We start from the raw sequence: 24,457 nt of genomic DNA, 5'->3' as shown, positions 1-24,457 counted from the left end.
ATTGATGTCTGCCAGCGTTTTTGATGCCAAAACCTTTTTAGCGACAGTGCCGCAGCAGCCGGGCGTTTACCGGATGCTGGATGGGCGTGAGCAAGTGATTTATGTCGGTAAAGCCAAAGATCTAAAAAAACGGCTGGCCAGTTATTTTCGTAGTCAGGTCAATAGCACTAAAACCAGGGCCTTGGTCAGCCAGATCCGCCAGGTAGAAATTACCGTGACCCACAGCGAGTCTGAAGCGCTGATCCTAGAAAACAATCTTATCAAGCAGTTCATGCCCAAATACAATGTGCTGCTGCGGGATGACAAATCTTATCCTTATATTTTATTAACTGACCATCGTCATCCCAGGATCACGTCGCATCGTGGGCCGCGTAAAATTGCCGGTCAGTATTTCGGTCCTTATCCCAGTGCTGGTGCCGTGTGGGAGAGCCTGAAGCTGTTACAGAAAATTTTTCCGGTGCGCCAGTGTGAAGACGGCTTTTATCGGGCGCGGACCCGGCCTTGTTTACAATATCAGGTCAAACTGTGCTCGGCGCCTTGTGTCGGTAAAATCAGTGATACAGCTTACGCTGAGCAGGTTCGGCTGACCAAATTGTTTTTATCCGGTAAAAATCAGTTGGTGATTGATGATTTAGTGCAACTGATGGAACAAGCCAGTCAGCAACTGCAATTTGAGCAAGCTGCCATGTTGCGCGATCAAATTCAGGCGCTGCGCAAAGTGCAGGAGCAACAAACAGTCAGTGGTGATCAGGCTGAAATGGATGTGGTCGGTTTTCATTATTCGCATGGCATTGCCGCGGCGCATGTGTTGTTTGTGCGCGATCAAAAAATTCTTGGCAGTAAAACCTATCATCCAAAAGTACCGGCCGATACCGAGCCTGATGAAGTGTTAGCGGCTTTTTTACTGCAATTTTATCTGAATGGCATCAGTGGCCAAACCATACCGCGCGATATTATTGTCAGCACTGAACTGGCCGATGCTGATGCCATTGCTGAAGCAATCAGTCAGTTGGCCGAGCGGAAAATTAATTTAATTGCCGCCAAACGCGGCGAAAAGTCGCGTTATCTGAGTCTTGCCAATAAGAACGCCCAAACCGCCTGCGACAGTAAACTTTCACTCAGCGAACAAATGCGGGTGCGTTATCAGCAACTGGCGCAGTTACTCAATCTGCCATTGATTGGCCGGATGGAATGTTTTGATATCAGCCATACCATGGGGCAACAAACAATAGCCTCTTGTGTGGTGTTTAATGGTGAAGGGCCGGAGAAAGGCGAATACCGGCGTTTTAATGTCGAAGGTATTACCCCCGGTGATGATTATGCTGCGATGTTGTTTGCGCTGAACAAAAGATACGGCAAATTGCAGGATGAGAGCAGGGTGCCGGATTTAGTAGTGATTGACGGCGGTACCGGCCAACTGAATCAGGCCATTGATTTTTTTGCCGGTTGGACCTTGGCAAAAAAACCGCTGTTGCTCGGAGTTGCTAAAGGCACCAGTCGAAAACCTGGTTTGGAGACACTGATTTTAGCTGGGGCGGATCGGGATATGAGTTTACCGCCGGATGCGCCGGCGTTACATTTGATCCAACAGATCCGCGACGAGGCGCATCGTTTTGCCATCACTGGTCATCGCGCTAAACGGGGTAAAAAGCTGGTGCAAAGCCCGCTGGAAAATATCTCTGGAATAGGTGAGAAACGCCGACAAGCTTTGTTACAATATCTCGGCGGTTTGCAAGGAGTGCTAAAAGCCTCAGTGCAAGAGCTGGCAACTGTTCCAGGCATATCGAAAACGCAGGCTGAATTAATTTACCAGGCTTGTCACAATAAAAATTAACGACGTATTGAGATCCGGTTGATGTGGAACGTTCCTAATCTGTTAACTTTGTTCAGAATATTTTTGATCCCTGTATTTGTATTTTGTTTCTATTCTACCCATGAGCAGGCTCGGTTCCTGGCGGCTTTTGTGTTCTGGCTGGCCGCTATTACGGATGCACTGGATGGCTATCTGGCGCGTAAACTGCAACAGTCTACGCCCTTTGGTGCTTTTCTGGACCCGGTCGCCGATAAAGTGATGGTAGCGGCTGCGCTGGTGTTGATTGCGGTGGATATGCAAACCTTGTGGGTGACTATTCCGGCATTTTTAATGATTAGCCGCGAAATTATTATTTCTGGCCTGCGTGAATGGATGGCTGGGGTGGGGCGTAGCGCTCAGGTCAAAGTGTCTGATATTGGCAAATGGAAAACTGCAGTCCAGATGCTGGCCTTGATTGGCCTGATTTGGCAACCGGTCGATTGGATCTATCAGCTTGGCATGATTTTATTGTATCTGGCGACTTGGTTAACGTTGTGGTCAATGCTGGCTTATTTGCGCGCGGCCTGGGCAGATTTAAATCAATAATCAACAGCTTGCCGTTTTAAGCAGCAACTCAGTTAAATTTTGAGCAAACGATTTATAAAGTGATAATTACTGGTTGACGGATTTATTAAACTCAGTAGAATGCGTCTCGTGTTACGGCGTAAGCCACTTAGGAAGCGGGCATAGCTCAGTTGGTAGAGCGCTACCTTGCCAAGGTCGAGGTCACGAGTTCGAGTCTCGTTGCCCGCTCCAAATAACACAGTGTAATACCCATTGACTTATGTCAGTGAAAGGCGGGTTGGCAGAGTGGCCATGCAGCGGATTGCAAATCCGTCCACCTCGGTTCGACTCCGGGACCCGCCTCCATTTATTACATGGTTTAACAAAAAGTTGTCTGCCCGGGTGGTGAAATCGGTAGACACAAGGGATTTAAAATCCCTCGCTCGAAAGGGCGTGCCGGTTCAAGTCCGGCCCCGGGCACCATTGACTGACCTGCAAGGCAGAAGTTGATGGTTCAACAAAAATAGTTTTGCGGGCATAGCTCAGTTGGTAGAGCGCTACCTTGCCAAGGTCGAGGTCACGAGTTCGAGTCTCGTTGCCCGCTCCAAAATGGTGCAGTTATTTTTACTGCTATAACAAAAACGCCGCACTATGCGGCTTTTTTGTTTGCGTGAAAAATGGCTGCCATCGCTCAGCACTGTGTTGCGCACAGTTATGAGTGCTATATTGCCGATGTTTGCTGATGCAAGCAGCGCAGACCCATGTTGGTGCTACCAGTGCTGATATGGGTTTATACGCCGTGACAGAGCAGATCTGGCAACGGCACCAAGCTGTCTCATGGAACCTGAGAACCGTCCTTCCCATGGAGAGGGCCAGCCTGTTTGGACGACTTCAGCTTGTTCTGGATAAATCACTATGCTTAGTTTAATTGCCGATATCGTTGGAATGATGGGCACCTCCCTGGTGGTCGGGGCTTTCTTTTTATTACAACTGAATAAAGTCTCGCCGAAAGGCTTGTTGTACAACCTGATGAATCTGAGCGGGGCGTTGTTTTTACTATTTAGTTTGTGCATTAACTTCAACCTGGCCAGTTTTGTCATTGAAATCTTCTGGATAGCAGCGTCCTTAATTGGTCTGTATGGTTATCTGAAGCAAAAACGGCAGGCAGGCTGATTCAAGGCCGTTATTGCGTTAAGCTCAGATAAAAAGCAGGCCAGTGTGATGCACTGGCCTTCTTTTTATCGACGACTGTATCAGGGTTGTAACAGCGGTGCCAACCAGTGACTGGCCGCTGCAATGGCGACAATACCCAGCAGATTCAGCACCAGCCCGGCTTTGACCATATCCTTGATTTGTAATTTGCCGCTGGCAAACACAATGGCATTGGGTGGTGTTGCCACAGGCAGCATAAACGCAAAACTGGCGGCGAGAGCCGCGGGTACCACCAGATAGAGCGGGGATAACTGCATCGACACTGCCACAGGCCCTAACAGCGGCAAAAACGCCGCTGCTGTTGCCGTGTTACTGGTGACTTCCGTCAGAAAAATAATCAGCGTGGTCACCGCTAATAAAATCAGCAGCGGGGAGACGCCTTGCAATAAACTGAGCTGCTGCGCCAGTAAATCAGCGACGCCGGTTTGCTGAATTTGTTCTGCCATCGATAAACCACCTCCGAACAGCAGTAACACGCCCCACGGCAATTGTTGACTGTCTTGCCATTCCAGCAACCTTTGTGGTGGTTTATCACCAGGCAGTACAAATAACAATACCGCAGCGATCAACGCAATTATGGTATCGTTCAGCGGTAAGCCGGTGAATGCTGCCAGCCATTGTTGACTGATCCAACAGCAGGCCGCCAGACTGAACACCAACAGCACCCGTGCTTCACTGGCCCGCAGTGGCCCGAGGGCTTGCAATGCCTGTGGCAGATTGGACTCACCGCTACTGTGCGCCGGTAACCGAAAGTGAAATTTACACAGCCAGACCCAGCAAATCACGAGCATCAGGGCTGCCAGCGGCACGCCCAGCAGCATCCAGTCGGCAAAACTGATCTGGATCTGATAACTGTTGGCCAGATACGCCGCCAGTAAAGCATTGGGCGGCGTACCGATTAAGGTTGCTATACCACCGATACTGGCGCTGTAGGCAATCGCCAGTAACACCGCCTTACCAAAGTTATCCTGGCTGGAGGCATGCGCCATCTTGATCATCGACAAACCAATCGGCAACATCATCACAGCGGTGGCTGTGTTGGACATCCACATCGATAAAAATGCCGTCACGGCCATCAAGCCCGCCACTTGCGCCGCCGGTTTCTGCCCGACCAACAATAAAGCCCGCAGTGCAATTCGTTGATGCAAACCGGTCTTTTCCATGGCAATAGATAAGAAAAAACCACCAAAAAACAAGAAAATCAGCGGATGGGCATAAGGTGCGGTGGCAGCATTGATGTTGGCAATGCCAAGCAGCGGAATAAAAATCATCGGTAAAATAGAGGTGACCGGGATCGGCATCACTTCACTGATCCACCACAACACCATCCACAGCATCAAGCCTGTGGTGTGCCAGGCAGCGGCGGACATCCCGGCCAATGGCGGCGTTGTGACTAAGGTCAGTACTAATAGTGCAGGTCCTGCCAATAATAATAAAAGTGATTTTACATTCATCCATGTTTCTCAGCTAAACAGATATCAGACAGAGGCAACTGACGGCCACTTCGCATCGTCAGTTGCATTAAACTTAGAAACTATACTTCAGCCCCAGCGCTATTGCATGATCATTGTTGCTTGGCAATCGCAGTCTGCTGGCCAGGCAATACCAGTTCAATTGACTGTTGTATTGATAATCAATCCCCAGACTGAGCATGATAGCTGCTTCCTGTTGCCGCAAACTGCTATCATCCTGCTGCCACTGCAGTTTGGTTGTCCATTGCTGCTGCTGATAACTAAGCTGCGCCATGCTGCTGTGACCTGACTTACCGTTACGCTGATGCTCGCTATGTTGCCACATCAGGCCGGCAGCCAATAAGCCTTCCCCTGGTCGCCATAATGGCAGTTGCAGCAGCAGACGCCGTGCATCCAATTGATTTAATTCTGTCGCGATAGCCAAAGAGATAAACAGCGGATACTTTTTCAGCGCACTGTCACCATAACTCAGGCTAACATCATGCCCACCAGCATCTTCCTGACCAGCGCCAGTCTGATAGCTGGCGGCCACTGCCAGGCCTTGCCATTGCGGTGATTGATAACTGACAATATTTTTCAGCCGGTCCTGACCTGCCGTCAACTGCGCAATATCAGCGACATATTCATTAAACAGGTCGGCTTTGCCTTCAGATTTTTTGAATTTGGTATCATTTTTACCAAAGACCAGTTCACCAAAGGTGCCGCTCAGGCCAATGTAAGTATTACGGGCGCCCAATTTGTGCTGTTTGTTGGCTTGGTCCAGGCCATTGACTTGCCATTCATAGACAACAATGACAGCCAGATCCTCGTTCAGCTGTTGTTGGCCTTTGATGCCCAGCCGGCTAAATGGCAGCTCCAGTTGCCGGCCTTGATCGGCATAACGATATAAACCCTGGTTGACCGACAGCGCCTGCACATCCAGTTTACCGTACCAATTGATGTCAGCAGCCTGTACAGCGGCTGAGGACAGCATCAGGCCGCAGCAGGCTGGCAACAGTGGGGCGATCAGCGCTGTGCTGTTAAAGACCCGCATGCTGGCCTCCGGCACTGGCTGACAGTGTTGTGTTGGCAGCCAGGCTCTGCTCGTCTGGTACCGCAGTTTTGTGGTTGTTGCCCGCTGGCTGGTTCAATTCGGCTGCCAGTTGGCGCTCATCCAACTCACCACACCATTTGGCGACGACTAAAGTGGCGACACCGTTACCAATCAGGTTGGTCAGGGCTCTGGCTTCTGACATAAAACGGTCAATCCCCAAAATCAGCGCTATGCCAGCGACCGGTACTGAGCCGACCGAGGCTAAGGTAGCCGCTAACACAATAAAACCACTGCCAGTCACCCCAGCTGCGCCTTTTGAGGTAATCAGCAACACTGCCAGTAACGTCAACTGCTGGGTTAAATCCATTGGGGTATCGGTCGCCTGGGCAATAAAGACTGCGGCCATCGTCAGGTAGATAGCGGTCCCATCCAGATTAAATGAATAGCCAGTCGGGATCACCAGACCGACGGTTGATTTGGTGGCACCGGCTTTTTCCAATTTCGCCATCATCCTCGGTAACACCGATTCGGAAGAGGAAGTCCCTAGCACAATCAGCAGTTCTTCTTTGATATATCGAATAAATTTGGTAATTGAAAAACCATGCAAGCGGCAGATAGTACCCAGCACGATAAAGATAAATAACAAACAGGTGATATAAAAAGTCGCCATTAAACTGGCCAGTGACACCAGACTGGCAATGCCGTATTTACCAATGGTAAAAGCCATAGCACCAAAAGCACCGACAGGCGCGACTTTCATAATCATGTGCACAATGCCAAACAGCAGCTCAGAGCTTTTTTCGATATAGCTGAAAATTAAGTTCTGCCGACCGCCCATTTTCTGCAGGGCAAAGCCAAATAATACGGAGAAAAACAGCACTTGTAGCATATCGCCACGAGCAAAGGCATCAAACACGCTACTTGGGATCACATTCAGCAGAAAATCCACAGTGCCCATCATCTGATCCGGCGCCGTGTATTTGCTGATTGACTGCTGATCAAGCGATGCAGGGTCGATATGCATGCCAACCCCAGGTTTCACCACATTGATCACCACTAAACCAATCACCAGTGCGATAGTGGAGACAATTTCAAAATACAGCAGGGCAAAACCACCGGTTTTACCTACTTTTTTCATATCTTCCATCCCGGCGATGCCAATCACCACAGTACAGAAAATAATGGGCGCGATAATCATTTTGATTAATTTGATAAAGCCGGTCCCCAGCGGTTGCATCGCGGCGCCAAGCGTCGGCCAGAAATGACCGAGCAGGATACCAATGGTAATGGCAATAAGGACTTGCACGTACAGACTGGACAATAAACGACCTGTTGCTTGTTTCATAGTTGTTGCTCTTATGGTTGAAGGGTTTACCTTGTCAACCAGTGAAAGCAAAGCTGAGGCCAGTGTTGTTGTTCAGGATATATTCATATAAAACATATGCTTATGATTGTAGAATCAGCATTGAACTGAAAAAATGGGTAGGGTTCCACCCAAAGCGGGAGTGGCTTTGTCACCAAATCCACCCATCAGGCTGCTAGCGCTGTTGCGTTAGTCTTGTTCGGCGTGGTCGGCTTTATCTAAAAAGTCGCGTCTGATCAGCTGATATTTCGTCATTTTGTCGTACAAGGTTTTGCGTGCCAGACCCAGCTCAGCCATCACAGCTTTGATTGAACCTTTATGTTCGTTTAACGCCTCTTCCAGCAGGCTTTTTTCATAAAACTCGACCCTTTGCTGTAAGGTCATTAACCCTGTGATGCCATGCTCAGCACTCAGGCCTGAGGTGGCCAGTGCCACTTGTGGCCCCAGCAACACGTAACGCTCTGCCAGATTACGCAGTTCGCGCACATTGCCAGGCCAATCATGCTGTTGTAGTTGCAGCAGTTGGTTGGCAGCTAGCGGCAGATACTCTTTGTGAAAACGGGCGGCGGCAATGCGGGCAAAATGCGCAAACAGCAGCGCTAAATCCTCCCGGCGCTGGCGCAGCGGTGGCAAATTCAGTTGTAATAAACTCAGCCGGTAATACAGATCCAGCCGGAATTCACCGGTTTTAGCCAGTGCCTGCAAATCGGTTTTACTGGCGGCAATCACCCGGATGTCCAGGTCAATTGCCTGATTTGAGCCCAAACGCGTGACCTTGCGCTCTTCGAGTAACCTCAGCAGTTTGACTTGTAACGACAGTGGCGTACTTTCGATTTCATCCAGCAATAAAGTACCGCCATTGGCAAATTCAAATTTGCCAATGCGTTTTTTATCGGCACCAGTATAAGCGCCGGCTTCGGCACCGAATAATTCACTTTCAATCAATTGTTCCGGAATAGCACCGCAGTTGATTGCGACAAAGTTATGCTGTTTGCGTTCACTGTGCTCGTGCAGATATCTGGCTACCAGCTCTTTGCCACAACCGGTTTCACCGTACAGCAGCACATCAGCCGGCGCATTGATCACCTGATCGATCATCAGCCTCAGTTGCTGCATGGCCGGACTTTGACCCAGAATACGCTGGCCTGGTTGTTGTTCCCGCACCACTGCAGCTTTGAGCGCCCGGTTTTCCAAAGTCAGACGGCGTTTTTCTAAAGCTCTTTGCGCGACTTCCAGCAGATGAGCATTATCAAACGGCTTTTCTAAAAAATCATAAGCGCCGGCTTGCATCGCTTTCACTGCCAGCGCCACTGCACCGTAACCCGTCAGCACCACCACAGGTAAGTCCGGATCTATGGCTTTAATTTTCTCCAGCAATTGCAGACCGTTCAGCGCCGGCATATGAATGTCGGTGAGTACAATACCGGCATAATTGGCACTGAGTTGTTTCAGGACTTCAAATGGATTGGCGCTGGTTTGACAAGCAAGGCCTTCTAATTGAAAGAGCTGGGCGACCGCGCTGCGGATATCGGCTTCATCATCCACAAACCAGATCTGTGGCGCAGAGGTTTGGGCATGTGGCTGTGCTGAATCAGTCATCTGTGTCTCCTGTTGCGGCTAGAGTGGCGGGCTGGTACAGCGGCAACCTGATGGTAAATTCAGCGCCTTGTTCCGGATGATTGGCAACGTCAAGACTGCCGCCAAACGAGTGCACAATACGTTGCGAAATCGACAGCCCCAGCCCTAAACCATCGCGTTGTTTGGTACTAAAGAAGGCTTCAAAAATGCGTTCCAGATGATGAGGTTCAATGCCAGGTCCGTAATCCCGGATCCGGATCTGGGCTTGCTCAGCTTTGACCTCCAGCACCACCGAAAAACCGGCTTCGCTGCTCTGTTGCATGGCTTGTAGCCCATTGGTCAGAATATTCACCAACACTTGTTCCAGTTGCATCGGATCCACCAGCACCAGCACTGCTTGCTCTGGTTGTTTTAACCTCGTTTTTACGCCCTGACGCTGACATTGATGCTGCACAATACCAAGCGCATCCAGCACTATTTTTTGTAACGCTTGTGGCTGATTTTTGCCGGCGCCACCTGGCCGGCTGAAATCTTTAAACTGGGCGACAATATTGCTCAGGCGCTGAATCAATTTCAGCATCGCCGCCAGGTTAGCTTGCGCTTCCGGCAGCATATTTTTCTCCAGCATCCGGCTGGTATTCTGGCTGTAACTTTGCAGTGCGGTCAGGGGTTGGTTCAGCTCGTGATTCAGTGACGCGGACAAACTACCAATAGTCGCCAGTTTGGCCGCCTGTACCAGTTCTTGTTCGGTTTGTGCCAGCGCAGATTCAGTTTGCTGCCGTCTGGCAATTTGCGCCACCAAACGCTGATTGGTATCAGCCAGTTCGGCGGTGCGGGCCAGTACTCTTTGTTCCAGTGCTTGATTATGTTGCTGCAGTTGCGCCAGACGTTTGCGCCTTTCCCGCCACCATAAAGCGCCAAAACCAGCACCGGCAAACAATAAAGTGCCGGAACCCAATAACCAGCCGAGCGGGGCTGCCACTGGCTTTTGTAATAAAATCAGTTGCCAGCCAAACTGTGGCATGGACTGTTGATAAGGCAAAAAGGTGGCGGTTTGTTGTGCAAACGGCATTTGCCATACTGCAAAAGCCGGTGCCAATAACGCCTGGCGGGTTTTTTGGCCAAGCGCCGTTAGAGGTTGGGTCAGATAACGTTCTTGTTCGGCCTGACTGAGCGCCGTGGCGGTTAACTGTTTAAAGCGCCAGGCCGCAACATCGGATAAAAATACTTCATCACTTTGGCCAGTTACCAGAAAATGCCAGCCATTGAGGCCTGCTATGGCCTGTTGCTGCTGCTCAATCGGCTCTAAATCTATTTTGACGGTAATAATGCCAATCAGCTTTTGCTGCTGCCAAACTGGTGCGCTGTAATAATAACCACGCCGGCCACTGGTATGCCCCAGCGCATAATATTGACCCGGCTGGCCTTGTTGTGCTGCTTTGACATAAGGCCGGAAGGCAAAGTTATGGCCGACATAAGAACTTGCGCTTTGGTAGTTACTACTGGCCAACACCAGACCGGCTGGATCGAGCAGATAAATATCTGCACTTTGTGAGGCTTGCTGTAGATCCTGCAAGTATTGATTCAGGGCCTGATACTGACCTTGGCGTAATTGATGTTTGAGCTGATCGGAAGCGGCAATTTTGGCGGCGATACCGGCATAACGGCCGATTTCATACTGGATAAAGGCCGCCAGTCGCTCCGCCTGCAACACGCTTTGTTGTTGTTGACGCAGCAATAACCAGTGTTGTCCGCCGATCGCGAGCAGCAGCATCAACAATAAATAACCGCCGACAGCGGCTGGCCACCAGCGCGGTAAACGAAAAGAAAACAAAACCATCACCCGCACATAAATCCGCTGAAACACCTGACGCTGCCATCAGTGTAAGGGCAGTGCCGGCTGACAGCAAGTCTGAAGTCCTGCCCCGATGCGCTAAAAAGCCGTATTCAAACGGTTAAATCTGCCTAAAAGAGTGCAGTGCAGGCAGGTATTTAGTTACACTGCGATAGAACTTATTTTTACTCGTCCGCTGACAGTCAGGAGCTCAGATGCAGCCATTAGCAACAATATTTCCAGCCGCAGACAGTTTGGTATTTGGCTGTATGGGCCTCGGTGGTGACTGGCAGGGGACTGTGATCACAGACAGCGCCCGTCAGCAAGCTTATCGAGCGCTCGACAGTGCCATCAGCCATGGCTTTACGCTGTTTGACCATGCCGATATCTATACCAGCGGCAAAGCTGAACAAGTGTTTGGCGATTATCTTAAGTTAAATGCTGATTTACGCGCTAAGCTGATGATTCAAAGCAAATGTGCCATCAGGTTTAAGGATCAGCACGCTGTTGGCCGTTATGATTTTTCCGCCGATTATATCCGGCAACAAGTGCAGGCTTCGTTAGGGCGCTTGCAATGTGATTATCTGGATTTACTGCTGTTACACCGGCCAGATCCACTGATGGATGTGCATGAAGTGGCCGCAGTGCTGATGCAGCTAAAACACAGTGGCCTGGTGCGCCATTTTGGCGTGTCGAATTTTGGCTGGCCACAACTGCAATTGTTACAGTCGGCGTTGCCAGAACCTTTGTTGGTGAATCAATTGGAAATGAGTCTGGCCAAAACCGACTGGCTGGAACAGAACGTACTCACAGGGATGGTGCAGGGCGCGGCTCATTTTTTCAGCTATGGCACCGTCGAATATTGTCAGCAACACCATGTGCAAATTCAGGCTTGGGGTAGTCTGGCCCAGGGGTTATTCAGCGGCGGTCGCCAGCCACAAACCGAAGCGCAGCGCCATACTGCAGATTTGGTCCGGCAATTGGCGGCCAGCTACCAATGTTCAGCTGAAGCCATTGTGCTGGCATTTTTACGCCGTCATCCAGCCGGTATTCAACCTGTGATTGGGACCACGGATCCTGCACGGATCCAAGCTTGTGCACAAGCGCGGGCGGTGCAGCTTAGCCGGGAACATTGGTATCAGCTGTGGGTGACCAGTCGCGGCCAGCCGCTGCCATAATGACGTGACAGACAGCACCTGCTGGCACATACCAGCAGGTGCTACTTCCTGTTACATGTTCGGATAATTTGGACCACCAGCACCTTCGGGTGTAACCCAGCGAATGTTCTGGCTTGGATCTTTGATATCGCAGGTTTTACAGTGAATGCAGTTTTGCGCATTAATCTGTAATTTAGCTTCGTTTTGCTCAGTCCCGACAATTTCATAAACGCCAGCCGGGCAATAACGCTGTGCCGGCTCGGCAAACTGTGCCAGATTGACCCGAATCGGAATACTGCTATCGAGCAGTTGCAGATGGCAGGGCTGTTCTTCTTCATGATTGGTATTGGATAAAAATACCGAACTCAGTTTATCAAAACTCAGCACCTGATCTGGCTTGCTGTATTCAATCGGCTGACACTGGGCGGCTGGTAATAAACTGGCGTGATCCAGGCTGTGATCTTTCAGGGTAAAAGGTAATTTACCGCCGAACCAGTTCTGATCGATCATATTAAAGGCGCCGCCAAACAAAGAACCAAACTTATGCATCGCCGGACCAAAATTACGCGAGCGATATAACTCATCGTATAACCAGCTGTTGGCAAAAAGTTGCTGCATGCTCACCAGATCCTGACCGCCTTCATCACCGCCAGCCAGGCTGGTAAATACCGCTTCAGCAGCCAGCATGCCCGATTTCATCGCGGTGTGATTGCCTTTAATTTTGGCAAAATTCAAAGTGCCAGCATCGCAGCCAATCAATAAGCCGCCAGGGAAGCTCATTTTCGGCAGACTGTTCAGCCCACCTTTGGCAATAGCCCGGGCGCCATAGCAAACGCGTTTACCTCCGGTTAAATACTGACTGATCACCGGATGCTGTTTATACCGCTGGAATTCATCAAATGGACTCAGGTAAGGATTGCTGTAATTCAGATCAATAATTAAACCAACCACCACCTGATTGTCCTGCGCATGATATAAATAACCGCCACCGCTGGTTTGTGCATTTAACGGCCAGCCTGCGCTGTGTAACACCAGCCCGGCCTGATGTTTATTCGGATCTATATCCCAGATTTCCTTAAAGCCAAGCGCATAGTGCTGTGGGGTTTTACCTTTGTCTAATTGATAGCGCTCGATTAACTCTTTGCCCAAATGACCACGACAGCCTTCGGCAAACAAGGTGTATTTGGCTCTGAGCTCCATGCCTGGGGTAAAGGAGGCTTTGGGTTGGCCTTCTTTGTCCAGCCCCATATCGCCGGTGATCACACCTTTGATCACATTGTCTTCAATAATCAGACTGGCGGCAGCAAAACCCGGGAAAATATCGACGCCAAGCGTTTCAGCCTGGCTGGCCAGCCAACGGCACAGATTGCCCATCGAGACAATAAAATTGCCGCTGTTATGCATGGTTTTTGGCACCAGTGCCGCCGGGATTTTCCGGCTGCTGCTTGCCGATTGCAGCAGGTAGATATCATCATGACTGACCGCAGTGCTGATGGGGGCCCCGAGTTCACGCCAGTCCGGTAATAATTCGTCCAATGCTCTGGTTTCAAACACGGCACCGGATAAGATATGTGCGCCCACTTCTGAGCCTTTTTCGACCACACAAACACTGAGTGCAGTGCCTGCTGCTTTGGCCTGTTGCATCAGTCGGATGGCGGCCGCCAAGCCTGATGGCCCAGCGCCAACAACGACGACGTCAAACTCCATCGATTCTCGTTCCACGGCAAACCCCTTCGCTTTTTTATTGATAATAGCCGCTGTAGTGTGAACACCCGCAGGCGATGGATGTAATTCTTTACGTGCTTTTTGATTTTCTGCAATCTGCAAGGGTATTTCAGGTTGACGTTAACGTCAACAGTAGTTAGATTGTCCGGCATAAACAACAGTTGAAGTTTACCTTCACGTAAACCTGAAAAGTTAAACAGGGGTTCAGAGCATGAAAATTTTAGTACCGGTGAAACGGGTGATTGATTATAACGTCAAAGTCCGGGTTAAAGCCGACCAGACTGGGGTCGATTTAGCCAATGTTAAAATGGCGCTGAACCCGTTTTGTGAAATTGCAGTAGAAGAAGCAGTCCGGCTAAAAGAAGCTGGTATTGCCAGCGAAGTGGTAGTGGTCAGTATCGGGCCGGCTTTAGCACAAGAGCAATTACGCACAGCGCTGGCTTTAGGGGCAGATCGGGCTTTATTGTTAGAAACCGAGCTGGCGGTTGACTCATTGCAAGTCGCCAAGTTGCTGGCTAAAGTGGTGGCCGATGAGCAACCACAATTGGTGATTATTGGCAAACAAGCGATAGATTCAGACAATAACCAGACGGGGCAAATGCTGGCGGCACTGACTGGCATGGGTCAGGGCACCTTTGCTTCGAAAGTAGTGGTGGCTGATGGCAAAGTGCAAGTGACCCGTGAAATCGATGGTGGTTTGCAAACGGTTGAACTGAAGTTACCTGCGGTGGTTTCCACCGATCTTCGTTTAAATGAGCCGCGTTATGCTTCATTACCCAATATTATGAAAGCAAAGAAAAAACCACTAGACATCAAAGCTGCTGACAGTTTAGGTGTGTCTTTGCAGTCTCAGGTGAAAACGCTGAAAGTCACAGCACCAGCGCAACGTCAGGCAGGGGTGATGGTCGATAGTGTTGACACATTGGTGGCAAAATTAAAGCAAGAAGCGAAGGTGATCTAATGGCTATTTTAATTATTGCTGAACATAATCATCAGGCATTAAAAGCCGATACTGCTAAAACAGTGGCTGCGGCCAGCAAAATTGGTGGTGATATCCATTTGTTAGTCGCTGGCTTTGGTTGCAGCGCTGCCGCGGCAGAAGCTGCCACTCTAGCCGGAGTCAGCAAAGTATTGCTGGCGGATGCCGCTTGTTATCAGCATCAGTTAGCAGAAAACGTCGCTGAACTGGTACTGGCCATTGGCCGTGACTATAGCCATATTATGGCTGCTGCCACCACGCACGGCAAAAACTTTCTGCCACGTGTAGCGGCATTATTGGATGTGGCTCAAATTTCTGATGTGATAGCAGTGGAAGCGGCAGATACCTTTGTGCGTCCGGTGTACGCTGGGAATGCCATTGCCACAGTGCAATCGCTTGACAGCATCAAGGTAATGACAGTGCGCAGTTCAGCCTTTGATGCTGTTGCGACCGGTCAGCAGGCGCCTATTGAAAGCTTAAGTCTGGCCAAAGATGCCGCGTTATCGGTCTTTGTCAGTGCAGAGCTGACTCAGTCTGTTCGTCCAGAACTGACCGCTGCCCGTATTATTATTTCCGGCGGCCGTGGTATGCAAAATGGAGACAACTTTAAGTTGCTCGAGGGCATCGCCGATAAACTCAATGCCGCTATTGGCGCCAGCCGGGCCGCAGTGGATGCTGGTTTTGTGCCTAATGATATGCAAGTGGGTCAAACCGGTAAAATTGTCGCACCTGATCTGTACATTGCTGTGGGTATTTCTGGTGCCATTCAACATTTGGCCGGTATGAAAGATTCCAAAGTGATTGTCGCCATTAACAAAGATCCAGAGGCCCCCATTTTCCAGGTGGCGGATTATGGTTTAGTGGCCGATCTGTTTACGGCTTTACCTGAATTAGAAGCGAAAATTTAATCTCGCTCTGGTTGAACCATCAAGCAAGCCGGCCGTCATACGCCGGCTTTTTTTATATCCAGGGATGGATGGTACAGCCTTGCGGTAGGGAAGAGAATAAAATTTTTTGTCCGCAGCCTGTTGTTTAGCTGGCGTTCAGTTACTTGCTGTTACAACTTGGCTACGATGAATAACTTGTTATTAATCAGTGGCTGATTACAATACAGCCACTTAAATTGGAGGTTGATGTGATACAGACGTATGCGACGGCCATTTTGGCTGCATTATTGATGCTAACAGGTTGTACCACAGTTCCTGCTAATACCGACGCTATGGTCACTCAGCTCGATGGTCCGTTGGCGCAGTTACAAGTGGATACCAAGCAGCTTTATCAGCGCTTACAGCGACTGACGACAGATAAAAGTTGTGTTGAGGACCAACAATGTAAAGTGTTAGCGGTCGGTAGCAGACCTTGCGGCGGTCCGGAGCAATATCTGCCTTATTCTGTCGCGCAAACCGATAGTAAACTATTAGCCATCACTAATGATCGGTATCGCAAAATTAAACAGGAACAACAATTACGTTTAGGCATGTTAGGCAGTTGTCAGATGCTGATTGAACCTGCCACCCAGTGTCGTCAGCAGCAATGTGTGTTGATTGAACGCTAGGCGCTGATAGCCGCAGTGAAAACTGCATGTCCATGGCTAGGAACCTGTTGTTTTGCCGATAAAAAAGGCGCCATTAGCGCCTTTTTGGGTCTGCTCAGTATCAGTTTTTCTCTTTGAACTTTTCGCAAGCCACTTTATCGACACACTCACCATACAGATACAAACTGTGGTGGGTCAATTTGATACCATTACGTTCAGCAATTTCCAGCTGTTTACGTTCGATATCATCATCTTCAAATTCAGTTACTTTACCGCAGTTTAAACAAACCAAGTGATCGTGGTGATCAATCCGGCTTAATTCAAACACCGACTTGCCACCTTCAAAATGGTGGCGGGTGACAATACCTGCGTCATCAAACTGGTTTAGTACGCGGTACACGGTCGCCAGACCAATGTCTTCACCCAGTTCCAGTAAAATTTTATACACATCTTCTGCACTGATATGCTGGTGTCTTGGATCTTGCAATATTTCCAGGATTTTCACCCGTGGCAGGGTGACTTTCAGGCCGGCTTTGCGTAATTCGGAATTGTGATCGGGCATCTGCTGTTCAACTCATCATTCGTAGGTACTTGGGATTATAAAGCTATTCTCTTTGATAGGAAAAGCAAAATATCCAGTTTAATCTTGTAACTGTTGGAGTTAGCAGAAATTCACGTTATCATTCCTGTTACAGGTCATACCAGACAAGGTGGAAAGATGCGTTGGGCATTTAAACCAGCCGTGATGCGGCACTTATTAAATTTTTGGCCACCGTTTTTCTTTAACGGCATTAAAGTGGCAGTTTTGTCTGATGATTATCGTTATGCCAGAGTCACCCTGAATGACAGACCCTGGCGGCGCAATATCAACAGCAGTCAGTTTGGTGGCGCTATGTTTGCCATGACAGATCCAATGTATCCGTTGCTGTTGATGGGCGCTCTGGGCAAAGAGTATCTGGTATGGGACAAAAAAGCCGATATCGATTTTATCACGCCAGGCCGGGGCAAGATCACCGCAGAGTTCTGGCTGGGGGATGCTGTGCTTGCTGAGATCAAACAGGCAACAGCACAAGGCGAAAAATATTTTCCGCAGTTTCTGGTGCATATCAAAGATGAGCGGCAGCAGATTATTTGTGAAGTGAACCGGACTGTTTATATTCGTAAGAAAAAACAACACCGGCCTGCATCTAGCTGAGAGCAAAGCGTGGCAGCGAACTGGAAGATATAGTCTCTCAGTTCGCTGACCACAATGACCCCTGGGCGGCCTACAGCCCTTCCAGATCTTTTAAGCTCAGTTCTTCATAAATCTGTTTACACCACTGCTTGACCCGGCTTTCTGTCAGTTCAGGCTGACGGTCTTCGTCAATGCCAAGACCAACAAAATGATCGTTGTCAGCTAAGGCTTTTGAGGCGACAAAGTTGTAGCCTTTCGTTGGCCATTGACCGACGAGGATAGCGCCTTTAGGTTCAATGATATCGCGTAAGGTGCCCATCGCATCAAGGAAGTACTCAGCATAATCTTCCTGATCACCACAGCCAAAAATAGCGACTAGCTTATTGTTAAAATCGATATTTTCCAGTTCCGGAAAAAAATCATCCCAGTCACATTGCGCTTCGCCGTAATACCAGGTCGGAATGCCGAACATCAGTAAATCGTAAGCGGCGATATCTTCTTTGCTGCTTTTGGCAATATCATGTACCGCAATTAAATTTTTACCCAATTCTTTTTGGATCATTTTGGCGATATGTTCGGTGTTACCGGTATCGCTGCCAAAAAATATACCTACAGTTGCCATAATAGACCCGTCCTACTTATGTAAAGCTTCAGCTAACAGTTGTTCAATCAGCGCACTGCGGGTGATTTGCAGTGCTTGCGCTTTGGCATCAAGTTGCAGGTACAGTTGCTCTGTGACCTTGCACTCGATCCTTTTTAAACCTTTATTCTTGTCGCGTTTGACTTGATTACGCTTGTTCAGCCGTAATTGTTCATCCCGCGGTAAAGGATTTGTTTTTGGCCGTCCTGGCCGCTTTTCTGCAGCAAATAAATCAATTGTGGTGCGATCGGTGGCGATCTTGGCCATTAACCTAACCCTTGTGACTCATATATAAATTGGATCACTCCTTTGGCCAAAAAACCGGCGCAACCCAGAAATAATACAATCCAGACGAAAACCCGACCAAATTTTGGTACATCGCCTTTTTTTAAGACGTCCTGAATGGCCATGCCAATTAAGAAAAATAACACGGACAGGAAAAACCACAGACTGGCCGCTTCAATTTGTTCCATATATTCATTTAACATGGTGCTGACCTTCAAAAAAAACGCGCGCACTATAGCACAAAAGTGGCAAAAAAATGTTGCGTCAACGCAATAAAAAATCCAGCGCTATCTTACTGAAGGCAGTTGGTTTTTCGGCATGTAACCAATGACCGGTGCCCTGAATGATTTTGGCGGTGGCGGCGGGAAATAACCGCAGGATCTCACTCTGATGGCTGGCCTGGATATAATCTGAGTTGCCGCCTTTGATAAAGAGGGTCGGTCCGGCATAACAACCACTGGCCTCTGGTGCTTGCAGAATTTGCGGATATTGCGCGTTTAATGCCGGCAGATTAAACCGCCACTGCAAGCTATCTTCGGTTTTGTAGAGACTTTTTAATAAAAACTGCCGGACACCGCTTTCAGCAATATACTGGCTGAGTAACTGATCCGCCTGGCTGCGTTGTTGTAACCCAGCAGTTGCAACAGCAGTTAAGCCTTGCAGAATATGCTGGTGACGCGGATGATTGGCTACAGGGGAAATATCTGCCAAGATCAGTTTGTTGACGCGCTCTGGCCAACTCAATGCCAATTGCATGGCAATTTTGCCGCCCATTGAATGTCCTAACACTGCGACCTGGCTAAAACCTAACTGATCCAGTGTTTGTACCACATCCTCTGCCAATTCCGGATAGCTCATACCGGCGGCATGTGCCGAGCGACCATGATTGCGTACATCCAGATTGATAATCTGAAAATGAGAGTGTAATGCTCTGGCAATCACCCCTAAATTATCATAACTACCAAAAAGTCCATGGATCAATACCAGTGGTTCACCTTGGCCTGTTATGTCACTATGTAATATCATGGTTTTCCTTCGATCAGCGCCAATTTCGGCGTTTGCTGGGCACAGCCTAACAAAAAGCAGGGCTGGCGTCAGCCAGTGTCGATTTATATAATGCATCACCGCAGTGTGGGTTTTAAGGTATCTTTATGAAAACAATCGAAATTGATGATGAGCTCTATCATTACATCGCCGGACAGACCCAGCAGATTGGGGAAAGTGCTTCCGAAATTTTGCGCCGGCTGCTGTTACCTGAAGCAACTGTCGGGCAAATAGCGACAGTGGATGCCACACCAGTAGCTGTGGTAGCAAAAGCCGCAGCCCCTGTTGCCAGCAGCCAAAAAGTGTTTGATATTCTGAGTAAACAGGATTTACAGGCAGAGCTCAGTGTGGTTGGACGCTTTTTAATTATTTTATCTGCGCTGGCCCGGGCCCATAAAACACAATTTGCTGCCGTGCTGGAGATTAAGGGCCGCAATAGATTGTATTTTGGCCGCAAAGAAACCGATTTACTGGAAGCGGGTAGCAGTACCAATCCGAAACAAATCCCCAATAGTGATTTCTGGGTGATCACCAATTCCAATACCACCCGCAAAAAAATGATGTTAACCGAAGCTGCTTTAAAACTGGGCTATAACCAGACTGAAGCCGAACAAATCAGAGACTTTTTATAAGGATTATTTATGTCTGTTCACCCTTTGGCAGGACAAAAAGCGCCACCGACTTCGCTCGCGAATATTCCTGCGTTATGTACGCAATATTACAGCTTGAAACCTGATGCCAGTGAACAGGCGCAAAGGGTGAGTTTTGGTACTTCCGGTCATCGCGGTAGTGCAGCAGAAAAATCGTTTAACGAACCGCATATTTTGGCCATTTGCCAGGCGGTTGCTGAGTATCGGTTGGCGCAGGGTATTACCGGGCCATTATTTCTCGGTAAAGACACTCATGCTTTATCTGAGCCGGCTTTTGTCAGTGCCGTGCAGGTGTTGATTGCCAATGGCGTGCAGTTACGGGTGCAAGCGGGTGGTGGTTTTACCCCGACACCTGTCATTTCTCATGCTATTTTACAATTTAACCAAGCTAAGCCGGCGGCACTGGCGGATGGTATTGTGATTACTCCTTCGCATAATCCACCAGAAGACGGCGGTATCAAATATAACCCTCCACATGGTGGGCCGGCCGATACTGATGCGACGCTCTGGATTGAAAATCGCGCCAATGCCCTGATTGCTGCGAATCTTGCCGGCGTGCAATTGCTCGATTACCAGGTTGCCACAGCGCAGCCGGGGTACGTTGAATATGATTATCTGCAACCGTACATCGAAGATTTAGCCAATGTGATTGATATGGCTGCTATTGCCAAAGCAGGCATCAAGATTGGTGTGGATCCGCTAGGTGGTTCCGGTATTGCTTTCTGGCCGAAAATTGCCAGCTTTTATGGGTTAGATATCACCGTAGTCAATGCGGTGGTGGACCCGACCTTTAGTTTTATGCCGCTGGATAAAGACGGCAAAATCCGGATGGATTGTAGTTCAGCGTATTCAATGGCTAATTTAATTAAACTGAAAGATCAGTTTGATATTGGTATCGGCAATGATCCGGATTTTGACCGTCATGGCATCGTCACTCGCAGTGGCGGTTTACTCAATCCCAATCATTATCTGGCGGTGGCGATTAATTATCTGCTGAGTAACAGGCCGGGTTGGGGATTGGATAAAAAAATTGGTAAAACCCTGGTCTCCAGCGCCTTAATTGATCGAGTCGTTGCTGGCCGCGGCCGTACTTTGTATGAAGTACCGGTGGGCTTTAAGTGGTTTGTCGATGGATTACACCAGGGTGAGCTGGTGTTTGGTGGGGAAGAATCGGCCGGCGCCAGTTTTCTGCGGTTTGATGGCCGGGTCTGGTCGACAGATAAAGATGGTTTTATTTTGGGCTTGCTGGCGGCTGAAATGATGGCCAAAACTGGCGTTGATCCTTATATGCAATATCAGGCATTGACGCGTGAATTTGGCGCGCCGCTGTACCGTCGACTGGACGCTCCCGCCGATTTTGCGCAAAAAAATGCGCTGAAAAATCTGGATGTGCAGTCTGTCACCCAGACCATGCTGGCTGGCGATCCGATCCTGGCGGTACTGACCAAAGCGCCTGGCAATCAGGCTGCCATTGGCGGTGTCAAAGTGGTTACCCAAAATGGCTGGTTTGCCGCCAGGCCATCTGGCACTGAAAATAGCTATAAAATTTATCTGGAAAGTTTTGTTGATCAGGACCATCTGCTGCGGTTGGAAACGGATGCCAAAGCCTTTGTGGCACAGGTTTTTCAGCAGATAAAATAAGCTGTCAAGCGGCTGCATTCGTATGTAATAAAATTACATGTTGCCGCCGCTCACTGCCGTTTCCTTGACGTATTGCCTGACATTCTGTAATTTTACTACAAGAACGATTAAGCAGCGTGCCAGCGGGCACTCACAAGCTGCGCAGATGCAGGGTTGCAGTTGCCATCGCGACTGCAACCAACCATTGGATTAGGCAAACCGGAACTGGCTTATGAACGCAAAAACGACTGCTCCAACCACAACTGTCGCAGTGGCGACACTGCCAACTGCGGCTGAACTGAAAGATAAAATTATTCGCCATTTACATGGCACCCTCGGCACTGATGTTAACAAAGCCAGCCCACAAGCCTGGTGGCGTGCGACTTGTGCTGCGGTGAATGAATACGTCTATGACGGCTTACGCAATACGCAGCGTACTCACTATCAGCAAAACACCAGAGCTGTGCACTATTTCAGTCTGGAATATCTGATGGGGCGCTTGTTCAGTAATAACCTGCATAACCTTGGTTGTTATGATGCTGCCAAACTGGCGTTAGCAGAGCTTGGTCTGGACATTGCTGACTTAGAACAGCAAGAAGAAGACATGGCGCTCGGCAACGGGGGGTTGGGCCGGCTAGCGGCTTGTTTTATCGACTCGCTGGCAACGCTGAATTATCCGGCCATTGGCTATGGCATTCACTACGAACACGGTTTGTTTAAACAAGAGTTCCAGCATGGTTTTCAAATTGAGCGGCCGGACAGCTGGCGCGAATATGGCAATCCATGGGAAATTTGCCGGCCGGAATCGGCGCAGGAAATTTCGGTGTACGGTTATGTTGAAACTGTGTATGACCTGCAAGGCAAAATGAAAAAAGTCTGGCACCCGGGCCGGATTATTAAAGCGGTGCCGTGGGATATTCCGATTGTCGGTTTTAACGGCAGCTCGGTCAACGTGCTGAGATTGTGGGAAAGCCGAGCCAGTAATTTCTTTAATTGGGACGTGTTTAACTCCGGTGGTTATGTCGATGCGGCGCGGGAAAACATCGAAGCTGAAACTATTTCTAAGGTGTTGTACCCGAATGATGATACCGACGCCGGCAAAGAGTTGCGGCTCATTCAGCAATACTTCTTCTGCTCCAGTTCGCTGAAAGACATTATCCGTCGTTATAAACGCGCCCATGGCGACGATTGGAGTCAGTTCTCGCAGCAAGTTGCGATCCAGCTTAATGATACCCATCCTGCGGTGGCCATTCCGGAACTGATGAGGATTTTGGTCGACCGGGCAGAAATGAACTGGGAAGATGCCTGGAATATTTGCCAGCATGTGTTTGCCTACACCAACCATACGTTATTACCAGAAGCGCTGGAACGCTGGCCGGTCCGGTTATTTGAAAAAGTGCTGCCACGGCACCTGGAAATCATTTATGAGATTAACCGGCGTTTTCTGGTGGAGCTGGTGGATGTGCGTTGGCCTGGTGATGTGGAGAAAAAACGTAAACTTTCCATTATCGAAGAAGGCCACGAGCCGATGGTGCGGATGGGGCATTTGTCGGTGGTGGGTTCCTTCCGGGTCAATGGGGTGGCTGAAATTCACTCGCAGCTGGTCAAATCCGATTTATTCCCGGAAATGGTGGCGCTGTGGCCGGATAAATTTACCAATATTACCAATGGGGTCACGCCAAGACGCTGGCTGAAAGCCTGTAATCCGCGTTTGGCTAAATTATTGGATAATACCATTGGCAAGCAATGGCCAACCCAGTTGACTGATTTGACGAAGTTAAAAGCTTTTGCCGACGATCCGGCGATGCAAGACGCTTTTATGGCGATCAAACAACAAAACAAAGCTGAGCTGGCAGATGTAGTGAAACAACTGACTGGCATTGCGATTGATCCGCATGCGTTATTTGATGTGCAAATCAAACGTCTGCATGAATACAAAAGGCAACACCTGAATTTATTGCATATTCTGGCGCTGTACCGTCGGATTTTACAAAATCCTGATTACGATATGGTGCCAAGAGTATTCCTGTTTGGTGCCAAGGCAGCTCCTGGCTATAAACTGGCAAAAGAAATTATTTATGCCATCAATAAAATCGCCGAAAAAATCAACCACGATAAGCGGGTGAAAAACCGGTTGAAAGTAGTGTTTATGCCAAACTACCGCGTCAGTCTGGCAGAAAAAATGATCCCGGCGGCCGATGTCTCTGAGCAGATCTCAACTGCCGGCAAAGAAGCCAGCGGTACCGGTAATATGAAACTGGCGCTAAACGGCGCTATAACTGTCGGTACGCTGGATGGGGCCAATATTGAAATTGCCGAAGAGGTTGGGGCGGAGAATATTGCCATTTTTGGTTTGACGGTGGATGAAGTCAAAGCCTTATACCAACAAGGTTATAACAGCTGGGATTATTACTACAATAACCCGGAACTGAAAGCGATCCTGGATTGGCTGGAGACTGATTATTTTACCCCAGGTAAACCTGGCGAATTGGCGGCGATTAAACGCAGTTTACTTGAAGGTGGCGACCACTATCTGGTAATGGCTGATTTTAATGGCTATGTCAAAGCGCAGGAAACGATCGACGCCTGGTATCGTGATAAAGCAGGCTGGGCGAAAAAGGCCATCCTCAATACTGCCAGCGTTGGTAAGTTTACTTCCGACCGTTCGATTGAAGATTATGTCGAGCGGGTGTGGAAACTGAGTAAATGCCAGATTAAACAGCAATAAACTTTTGTGCTGCCAGCGGCGTTGCGGCCGCAGGCAAAAAGGGCTGTATTGCTGCACTTGATATTGTTTTATC

General features: G+C 49.0%; 22 protein-coding genes and 4 tRNA genes. 15 read left to right on the top strand and 11 right to left on the bottom strand.

The window, feature by feature from the left end:
• Window positions 1-4 precede the first annotated feature (4 nt).
• The 7 genes from uvrC (at window position 5) to AC53GJ_RS11910 (ending at window position 3,529) form a co-directional block, all read left to right on the top strand.
• On the top strand, window positions 5-1,834 hold the full coding sequence (uvrC, locus tag AC53GJ_RS11940; protein WP_496727927.1) for an excinuclease ABC subunit UvrC: 1,830 nt from the start codon (window positions 5-7) through the stop codon (window positions 1,832-1,834).
• 21 nt (window positions 1,835-1,855) lie between these two features.
• On the top strand, window positions 1,856-2,398 hold the full coding sequence (gene pgsA / locus AC53GJ_RS11935) for a CDP-diacylglycerol--glycerol-3-phosphate 3-phosphatidyltransferase (RefSeq protein WP_496727926.1): 543 nt from the start codon (window positions 1,856-1,858) through the stop codon (window positions 2,396-2,398).
• Window positions 2,399-2,532: 134 nt separating this feature from the next.
• Window positions 2,533-2,608 (top strand) — tRNA-Gly (locus tag AC53GJ_RS11930).
• A 40-nt stretch (window positions 2,609-2,648) separates the two neighbouring features.
• Window positions 2,649-2,722, top strand: a tRNA-Cys gene (locus tag AC53GJ_RS11925).
• Between the two features lie 30 nt (window positions 2,723-2,752).
• A tRNA-Leu gene (locus AC53GJ_RS11920) sits at window positions 2,753-2,839 on the top strand.
• A 48-nt stretch (window positions 2,840-2,887) separates the two neighbouring features.
• Window positions 2,888-2,963 (top strand) — tRNA-Gly (locus AC53GJ_RS11915).
• Between the two features lie 308 nt (window positions 2,964-3,271).
• On the top strand, window positions 3,272-3,529 hold the full coding sequence (locus AC53GJ_RS11910) for a CBU_0592 family membrane protein (protein ID WP_496727925.1): 258 nt from the start codon (window positions 3,272-3,274) through the stop codon (window positions 3,527-3,529).
• A gap of 80 nt (window positions 3,530-3,609) precedes the next feature.
• Here the strand turns inward: AC53GJ_RS11910 and AC53GJ_RS11905 are convergent, their stop codons facing one another.
• The 5 genes from AC53GJ_RS11905 to AC53GJ_RS11885 all read right to left on the bottom strand — a co-directional run bounded on the left by AC53GJ_RS11905 (window position 3,610) and on the right by AC53GJ_RS11885 (window position 10,848).
• Window positions 3,610-5,022 carry an SLC13 family permease gene (locus AC53GJ_RS11905; protein WP_496727924.1) on the bottom strand — a complete coding sequence of 471 codons (1,413 nt, stop codon included), beginning with the start codon at window positions 5,020-5,022 and terminating at the stop codon, window positions 3,610-3,612.
• A gap of 73 nt (window positions 5,023-5,095) precedes the next feature.
• Complete coding sequence (locus AC53GJ_RS11900; protein WP_496727923.1) at window positions 5,096-6,073, bottom strand: porin; 978 nt, start codon at window positions 6,071-6,073, stop codon at window positions 5,096-5,098.
• Window positions 6,060-7,418, bottom strand: coding sequence for a dicarboxylate/amino acid:cation symporter (locus AC53GJ_RS11895; protein WP_496727922.1), 1,359 nt, complete (start codon window positions 7,416-7,418; stop codon window positions 6,060-6,062). The genes AC53GJ_RS11900 and AC53GJ_RS11895 overlap by 14 nt, the downstream gene beginning before the upstream one ends.
• A gap of 207 nt (window positions 7,419-7,625) precedes the next feature.
• Window positions 7,626-9,035 (bottom strand): sigma-54-dependent transcriptional regulator, encoded by a 1,410-nt coding sequence (locus AC53GJ_RS11890; protein WP_496727921.1) that lies wholly within the window; start codon window positions 9,033-9,035, stop codon window positions 7,626-7,628.
• Entirely contained in the window at window positions 9,028-10,848 is a 1,821-nt protein-coding gene (locus AC53GJ_RS11885; protein ID WP_496727920.1) for a sensor histidine kinase, read from the bottom strand. Before AC53GJ_RS11885 ends, AC53GJ_RS11890 begins: the two co-directional genes overlap by 8 nt.
• A 215-nt stretch (window positions 10,849-11,063) precedes the next feature.
• Here AC53GJ_RS11885 and AC53GJ_RS11880 point away from each other — a divergent pair, with 215 nt between their 5' ends.
• Window positions 11,064-12,026, top strand: a complete 963-nt coding sequence (locus AC53GJ_RS11880) for an aldo/keto reductase (protein ID WP_496727919.1) — start codon at window positions 11,064-11,066, stop codon at window positions 12,024-12,026.
• Window positions 12,027-12,077: 51 nt separating this feature from the next.
• Here AC53GJ_RS11880 and AC53GJ_RS11875 read toward each other — a convergent pair whose 3' ends face one another.
• Window positions 12,078-13,712 carry an electron transfer flavoprotein-ubiquinone oxidoreductase gene (locus AC53GJ_RS11875; RefSeq protein WP_496732790.1) on the bottom strand — a complete coding sequence of 545 codons (1,635 nt, stop codon included), beginning with the start codon at window positions 13,710-13,712 and terminating at the stop codon, window positions 12,078-12,080.
• A gap of 229 nt (window positions 13,713-13,941) precedes the next feature.
• Between AC53GJ_RS11875 and AC53GJ_RS11870 the strand changes: the two genes are divergently transcribed.
• From AC53GJ_RS11870 to AC53GJ_RS11860, 3 genes are all read left to right on the top strand, one after another.
• A complete protein-coding gene (locus AC53GJ_RS11870; protein ID WP_496727918.1) occupies window positions 13,942-14,691 on the top strand; it encodes an electron transfer flavoprotein subunit beta/FixA family protein in 750 nt (249 codons plus the stop codon).
• Window positions 14,691-15,617, top strand: coding sequence for an electron transfer flavoprotein subunit alpha/FixB family protein (locus AC53GJ_RS11865; protein ID WP_496727917.1), 927 nt, complete (start codon window positions 14,691-14,693; stop codon window positions 15,615-15,617). Before AC53GJ_RS11870 ends, AC53GJ_RS11865 begins: the two co-directional genes overlap by 1 nt.
• A gap of 227 nt (window positions 15,618-15,844) precedes the next feature.
• A complete protein-coding gene (locus tag AC53GJ_RS11860) occupies window positions 15,845-16,264 on the top strand; it encodes a hypothetical protein (protein ID WP_496727916.1) in 420 nt (139 codons plus the stop codon).
• 100 nt (window positions 16,265-16,364) lie between these two features.
• On the opposite strand, the gene fur is transcribed toward AC53GJ_RS11860, so the two are convergent.
• Window positions 16,365-16,805 (bottom strand): ferric iron uptake transcriptional regulator, encoded by a 441-nt coding sequence (gene fur, locus AC53GJ_RS11855; RefSeq protein WP_496727915.1) that lies wholly within the window; start codon window positions 16,803-16,805, stop codon window positions 16,365-16,367.
• A 156-nt stretch (window positions 16,806-16,961) separates the two neighbouring features.
• Between fur and AC53GJ_RS11850 the strand changes: the two genes are divergently transcribed.
• Entirely contained in the window at window positions 16,962-17,438 is a 477-nt protein-coding gene (locus tag AC53GJ_RS11850) for a DUF4442 domain-containing protein (protein WP_496727914.1), read from the top strand.
• 70 nt (window positions 17,439-17,508) lie between these two features.
• On the opposite strand, the gene fldA is transcribed toward AC53GJ_RS11850, so the two are convergent.
• The 4 genes from fldA to AC53GJ_RS11830 all read right to left on the bottom strand — a co-directional run bounded on the left by fldA (window position 17,509) and on the right by AC53GJ_RS11830 (window position 19,368).
• On the bottom strand, window positions 17,509-18,039 hold the full coding sequence (gene fldA, locus AC53GJ_RS11845; protein WP_496727913.1) for a flavodoxin FldA: 531 nt from the start codon (window positions 18,037-18,039) through the stop codon (window positions 17,509-17,511).
• A gap of 12 nt (window positions 18,040-18,051) precedes the next feature.
• The gene (ybfE, locus tag AC53GJ_RS11840) at window positions 18,052-18,324 is read right to left on the bottom strand and encodes a LexA regulated protein (protein WP_496727912.1); all 273 of its coding nucleotides are present in this window, start codon (window positions 18,322-18,324) and stop codon (window positions 18,052-18,054) included.
• The gene (locus AC53GJ_RS11835; protein ID WP_496727911.1) at window positions 18,324-18,545 is read right to left on the bottom strand and encodes a DUF2788 domain-containing protein; all 222 of its coding nucleotides are present in this window, start codon (window positions 18,543-18,545) and stop codon (window positions 18,324-18,326) included. Before AC53GJ_RS11835 ends, ybfE begins: the two co-directional genes overlap by 1 nt.
• A 61-nt stretch (window positions 18,546-18,606) precedes the next feature.
• Window positions 18,607-19,368, bottom strand: coding sequence for an alpha/beta fold hydrolase (locus AC53GJ_RS11830; protein WP_496727910.1), 762 nt, complete (start codon window positions 19,366-19,368; stop codon window positions 18,607-18,609).
• Window positions 19,369-19,493: 125 nt separating this feature from the next.
• Here AC53GJ_RS11830 and seqA point away from each other — a divergent pair, with 125 nt between their 5' ends.
• The 3 genes from seqA to AC53GJ_RS11815 all read left to right on the top strand — a co-directional run bounded on the left by seqA (window position 19,494) and on the right by AC53GJ_RS11815 (window position 24,384).
• On the top strand, window positions 19,494-20,018 hold the full coding sequence (gene seqA, locus AC53GJ_RS11825; RefSeq protein ID WP_496727909.1) for a replication initiation negative regulator SeqA: 525 nt from the start codon (window positions 19,494-19,496) through the stop codon (window positions 20,016-20,018).
• Between the two features lie 9 nt (window positions 20,019-20,027).
• A complete protein-coding gene (gene pgm / locus AC53GJ_RS11820; protein WP_496727908.1) occupies window positions 20,028-21,677 on the top strand; it encodes a phosphoglucomutase (alpha-D-glucose-1,6-bisphosphate-dependent) in 1,650 nt (549 codons plus the stop codon).
• 211 nt (window positions 21,678-21,888) lie between these two features.
• A complete protein-coding gene (locus AC53GJ_RS11815) occupies window positions 21,889-24,384 on the top strand; it encodes a glycogen/starch/alpha-glucan phosphorylase (RefSeq protein ID WP_496727907.1) in 2,496 nt (831 codons plus the stop codon).
• Window positions 24,385-24,457: the final 73 nt, after the last annotated feature.

Source organism: Rheinheimera sp. B2H12, assembly GCF_059620065.1.
Note: the sequence above shows the minus strand (reverse complement) of the source record. Positions and strands in the feature narration are given on the sequence as shown.

Coding starts and splice junctions, on each gene's coding strand:
- AC53GJ_RS11880 (WP_496727919.1), top strand. CDS start 11,064: ATGCAGCCATTAGCAACAATATTTCCAGCCGCAGACAGTTTGGTATTT.
- AC53GJ_RS11815 (WP_496727907.1), top strand. CDS start 21,889: ATGAACGCAAAAACGACTGCTCCAACCACAACTGTCGCAGTGGCGACA.
- AC53GJ_RS11905 (WP_496727924.1), bottom strand. CDS start 5,022: ATGAATGTAAAATCACTTTTATTATTATTGGCAGGACCTGCACTATTA.
- AC53GJ_RS11875 (WP_496732790.1), bottom strand. CDS start 13,712: ATGGAGTTTGACGTCGTCGTTGTTGGCGCTGGGCCATCAGGCTTGGCG.
- uvrC (WP_496727927.1), top strand. CDS start 5: ATGTCTGCCAGCGTTTTTGATGCCAAAACCTTTTTAGCGACAGTGCCG.
- AC53GJ_RS11900 (WP_496727923.1), bottom strand. CDS start 6,073: ATGCGGGTCTTTAACAGCACAGCGCTGATCGCCCCACTGTTGCCAGCC.
- AC53GJ_RS11910 (WP_496727925.1), top strand. CDS start 3,272: ATGCTTAGTTTAATTGCCGATATCGTTGGAATGATGGGCACCTCCCTG.
- AC53GJ_RS11870 (WP_496727918.1), top strand. CDS start 13,942: ATGAAAATTTTAGTACCGGTGAAACGGGTGATTGATTATAACGTCAAA.
- AC53GJ_RS11830 (WP_496727910.1), bottom strand. CDS start 19,368: ATGATATTACATAGTGACATAACAGGCCAAGGTGAACCACTGGTATTG.
- pgm (WP_496727908.1), top strand. CDS start 20,028: ATGTCTGTTCACCCTTTGGCAGGACAAAAAGCGCCACCGACTTCGCTC.
- pgsA (WP_496727926.1), top strand. CDS start 1,856: ATGTGGAACGTTCCTAATCTGTTAACTTTGTTCAGAATATTTTTGATC.
- AC53GJ_RS11850 (WP_496727914.1), top strand. CDS start 16,962: ATGCGTTGGGCATTTAAACCAGCCGTGATGCGGCACTTATTAAATTTT.
- AC53GJ_RS11835 (WP_496727911.1), bottom strand. CDS start 18,545: ATGTTAAATGAATATATGGAACAAATTGAAGCGGCCAGTCTGTGGTTT.
- fldA (WP_496727913.1), bottom strand. CDS start 18,039: ATGGCAACTGTAGGTATATTTTTTGGCAGCGATACCGGTAACACCGAA.
- seqA (WP_496727909.1), top strand. CDS start 19,494: ATGAAAACAATCGAAATTGATGATGAGCTCTATCATTACATCGCCGGA.
- AC53GJ_RS11895 (WP_496727922.1), bottom strand. CDS start 7,418: ATGAAACAAGCAACAGGTCGTTTATTGTCCAGTCTGTACGTGCAAGTC.
- AC53GJ_RS11890 (WP_496727921.1), bottom strand. CDS start 9,035: ATGACTGATTCAGCACAGCCACATGCCCAAACCTCTGCGCCACAGATC.
- fur (WP_496727915.1), bottom strand. CDS start 16,805: ATGCCCGATCACAATTCCGAATTACGCAAAGCCGGCCTGAAAGTCACC.
- AC53GJ_RS11865 (WP_496727917.1), top strand. CDS start 14,691: ATGGCTATTTTAATTATTGCTGAACATAATCATCAGGCATTAAAAGCC.
- ybfE (WP_496727912.1), bottom strand. CDS start 18,324: ATGGCCAAGATCGCCACCGATCGCACCACAATTGATTTATTTGCTGCA.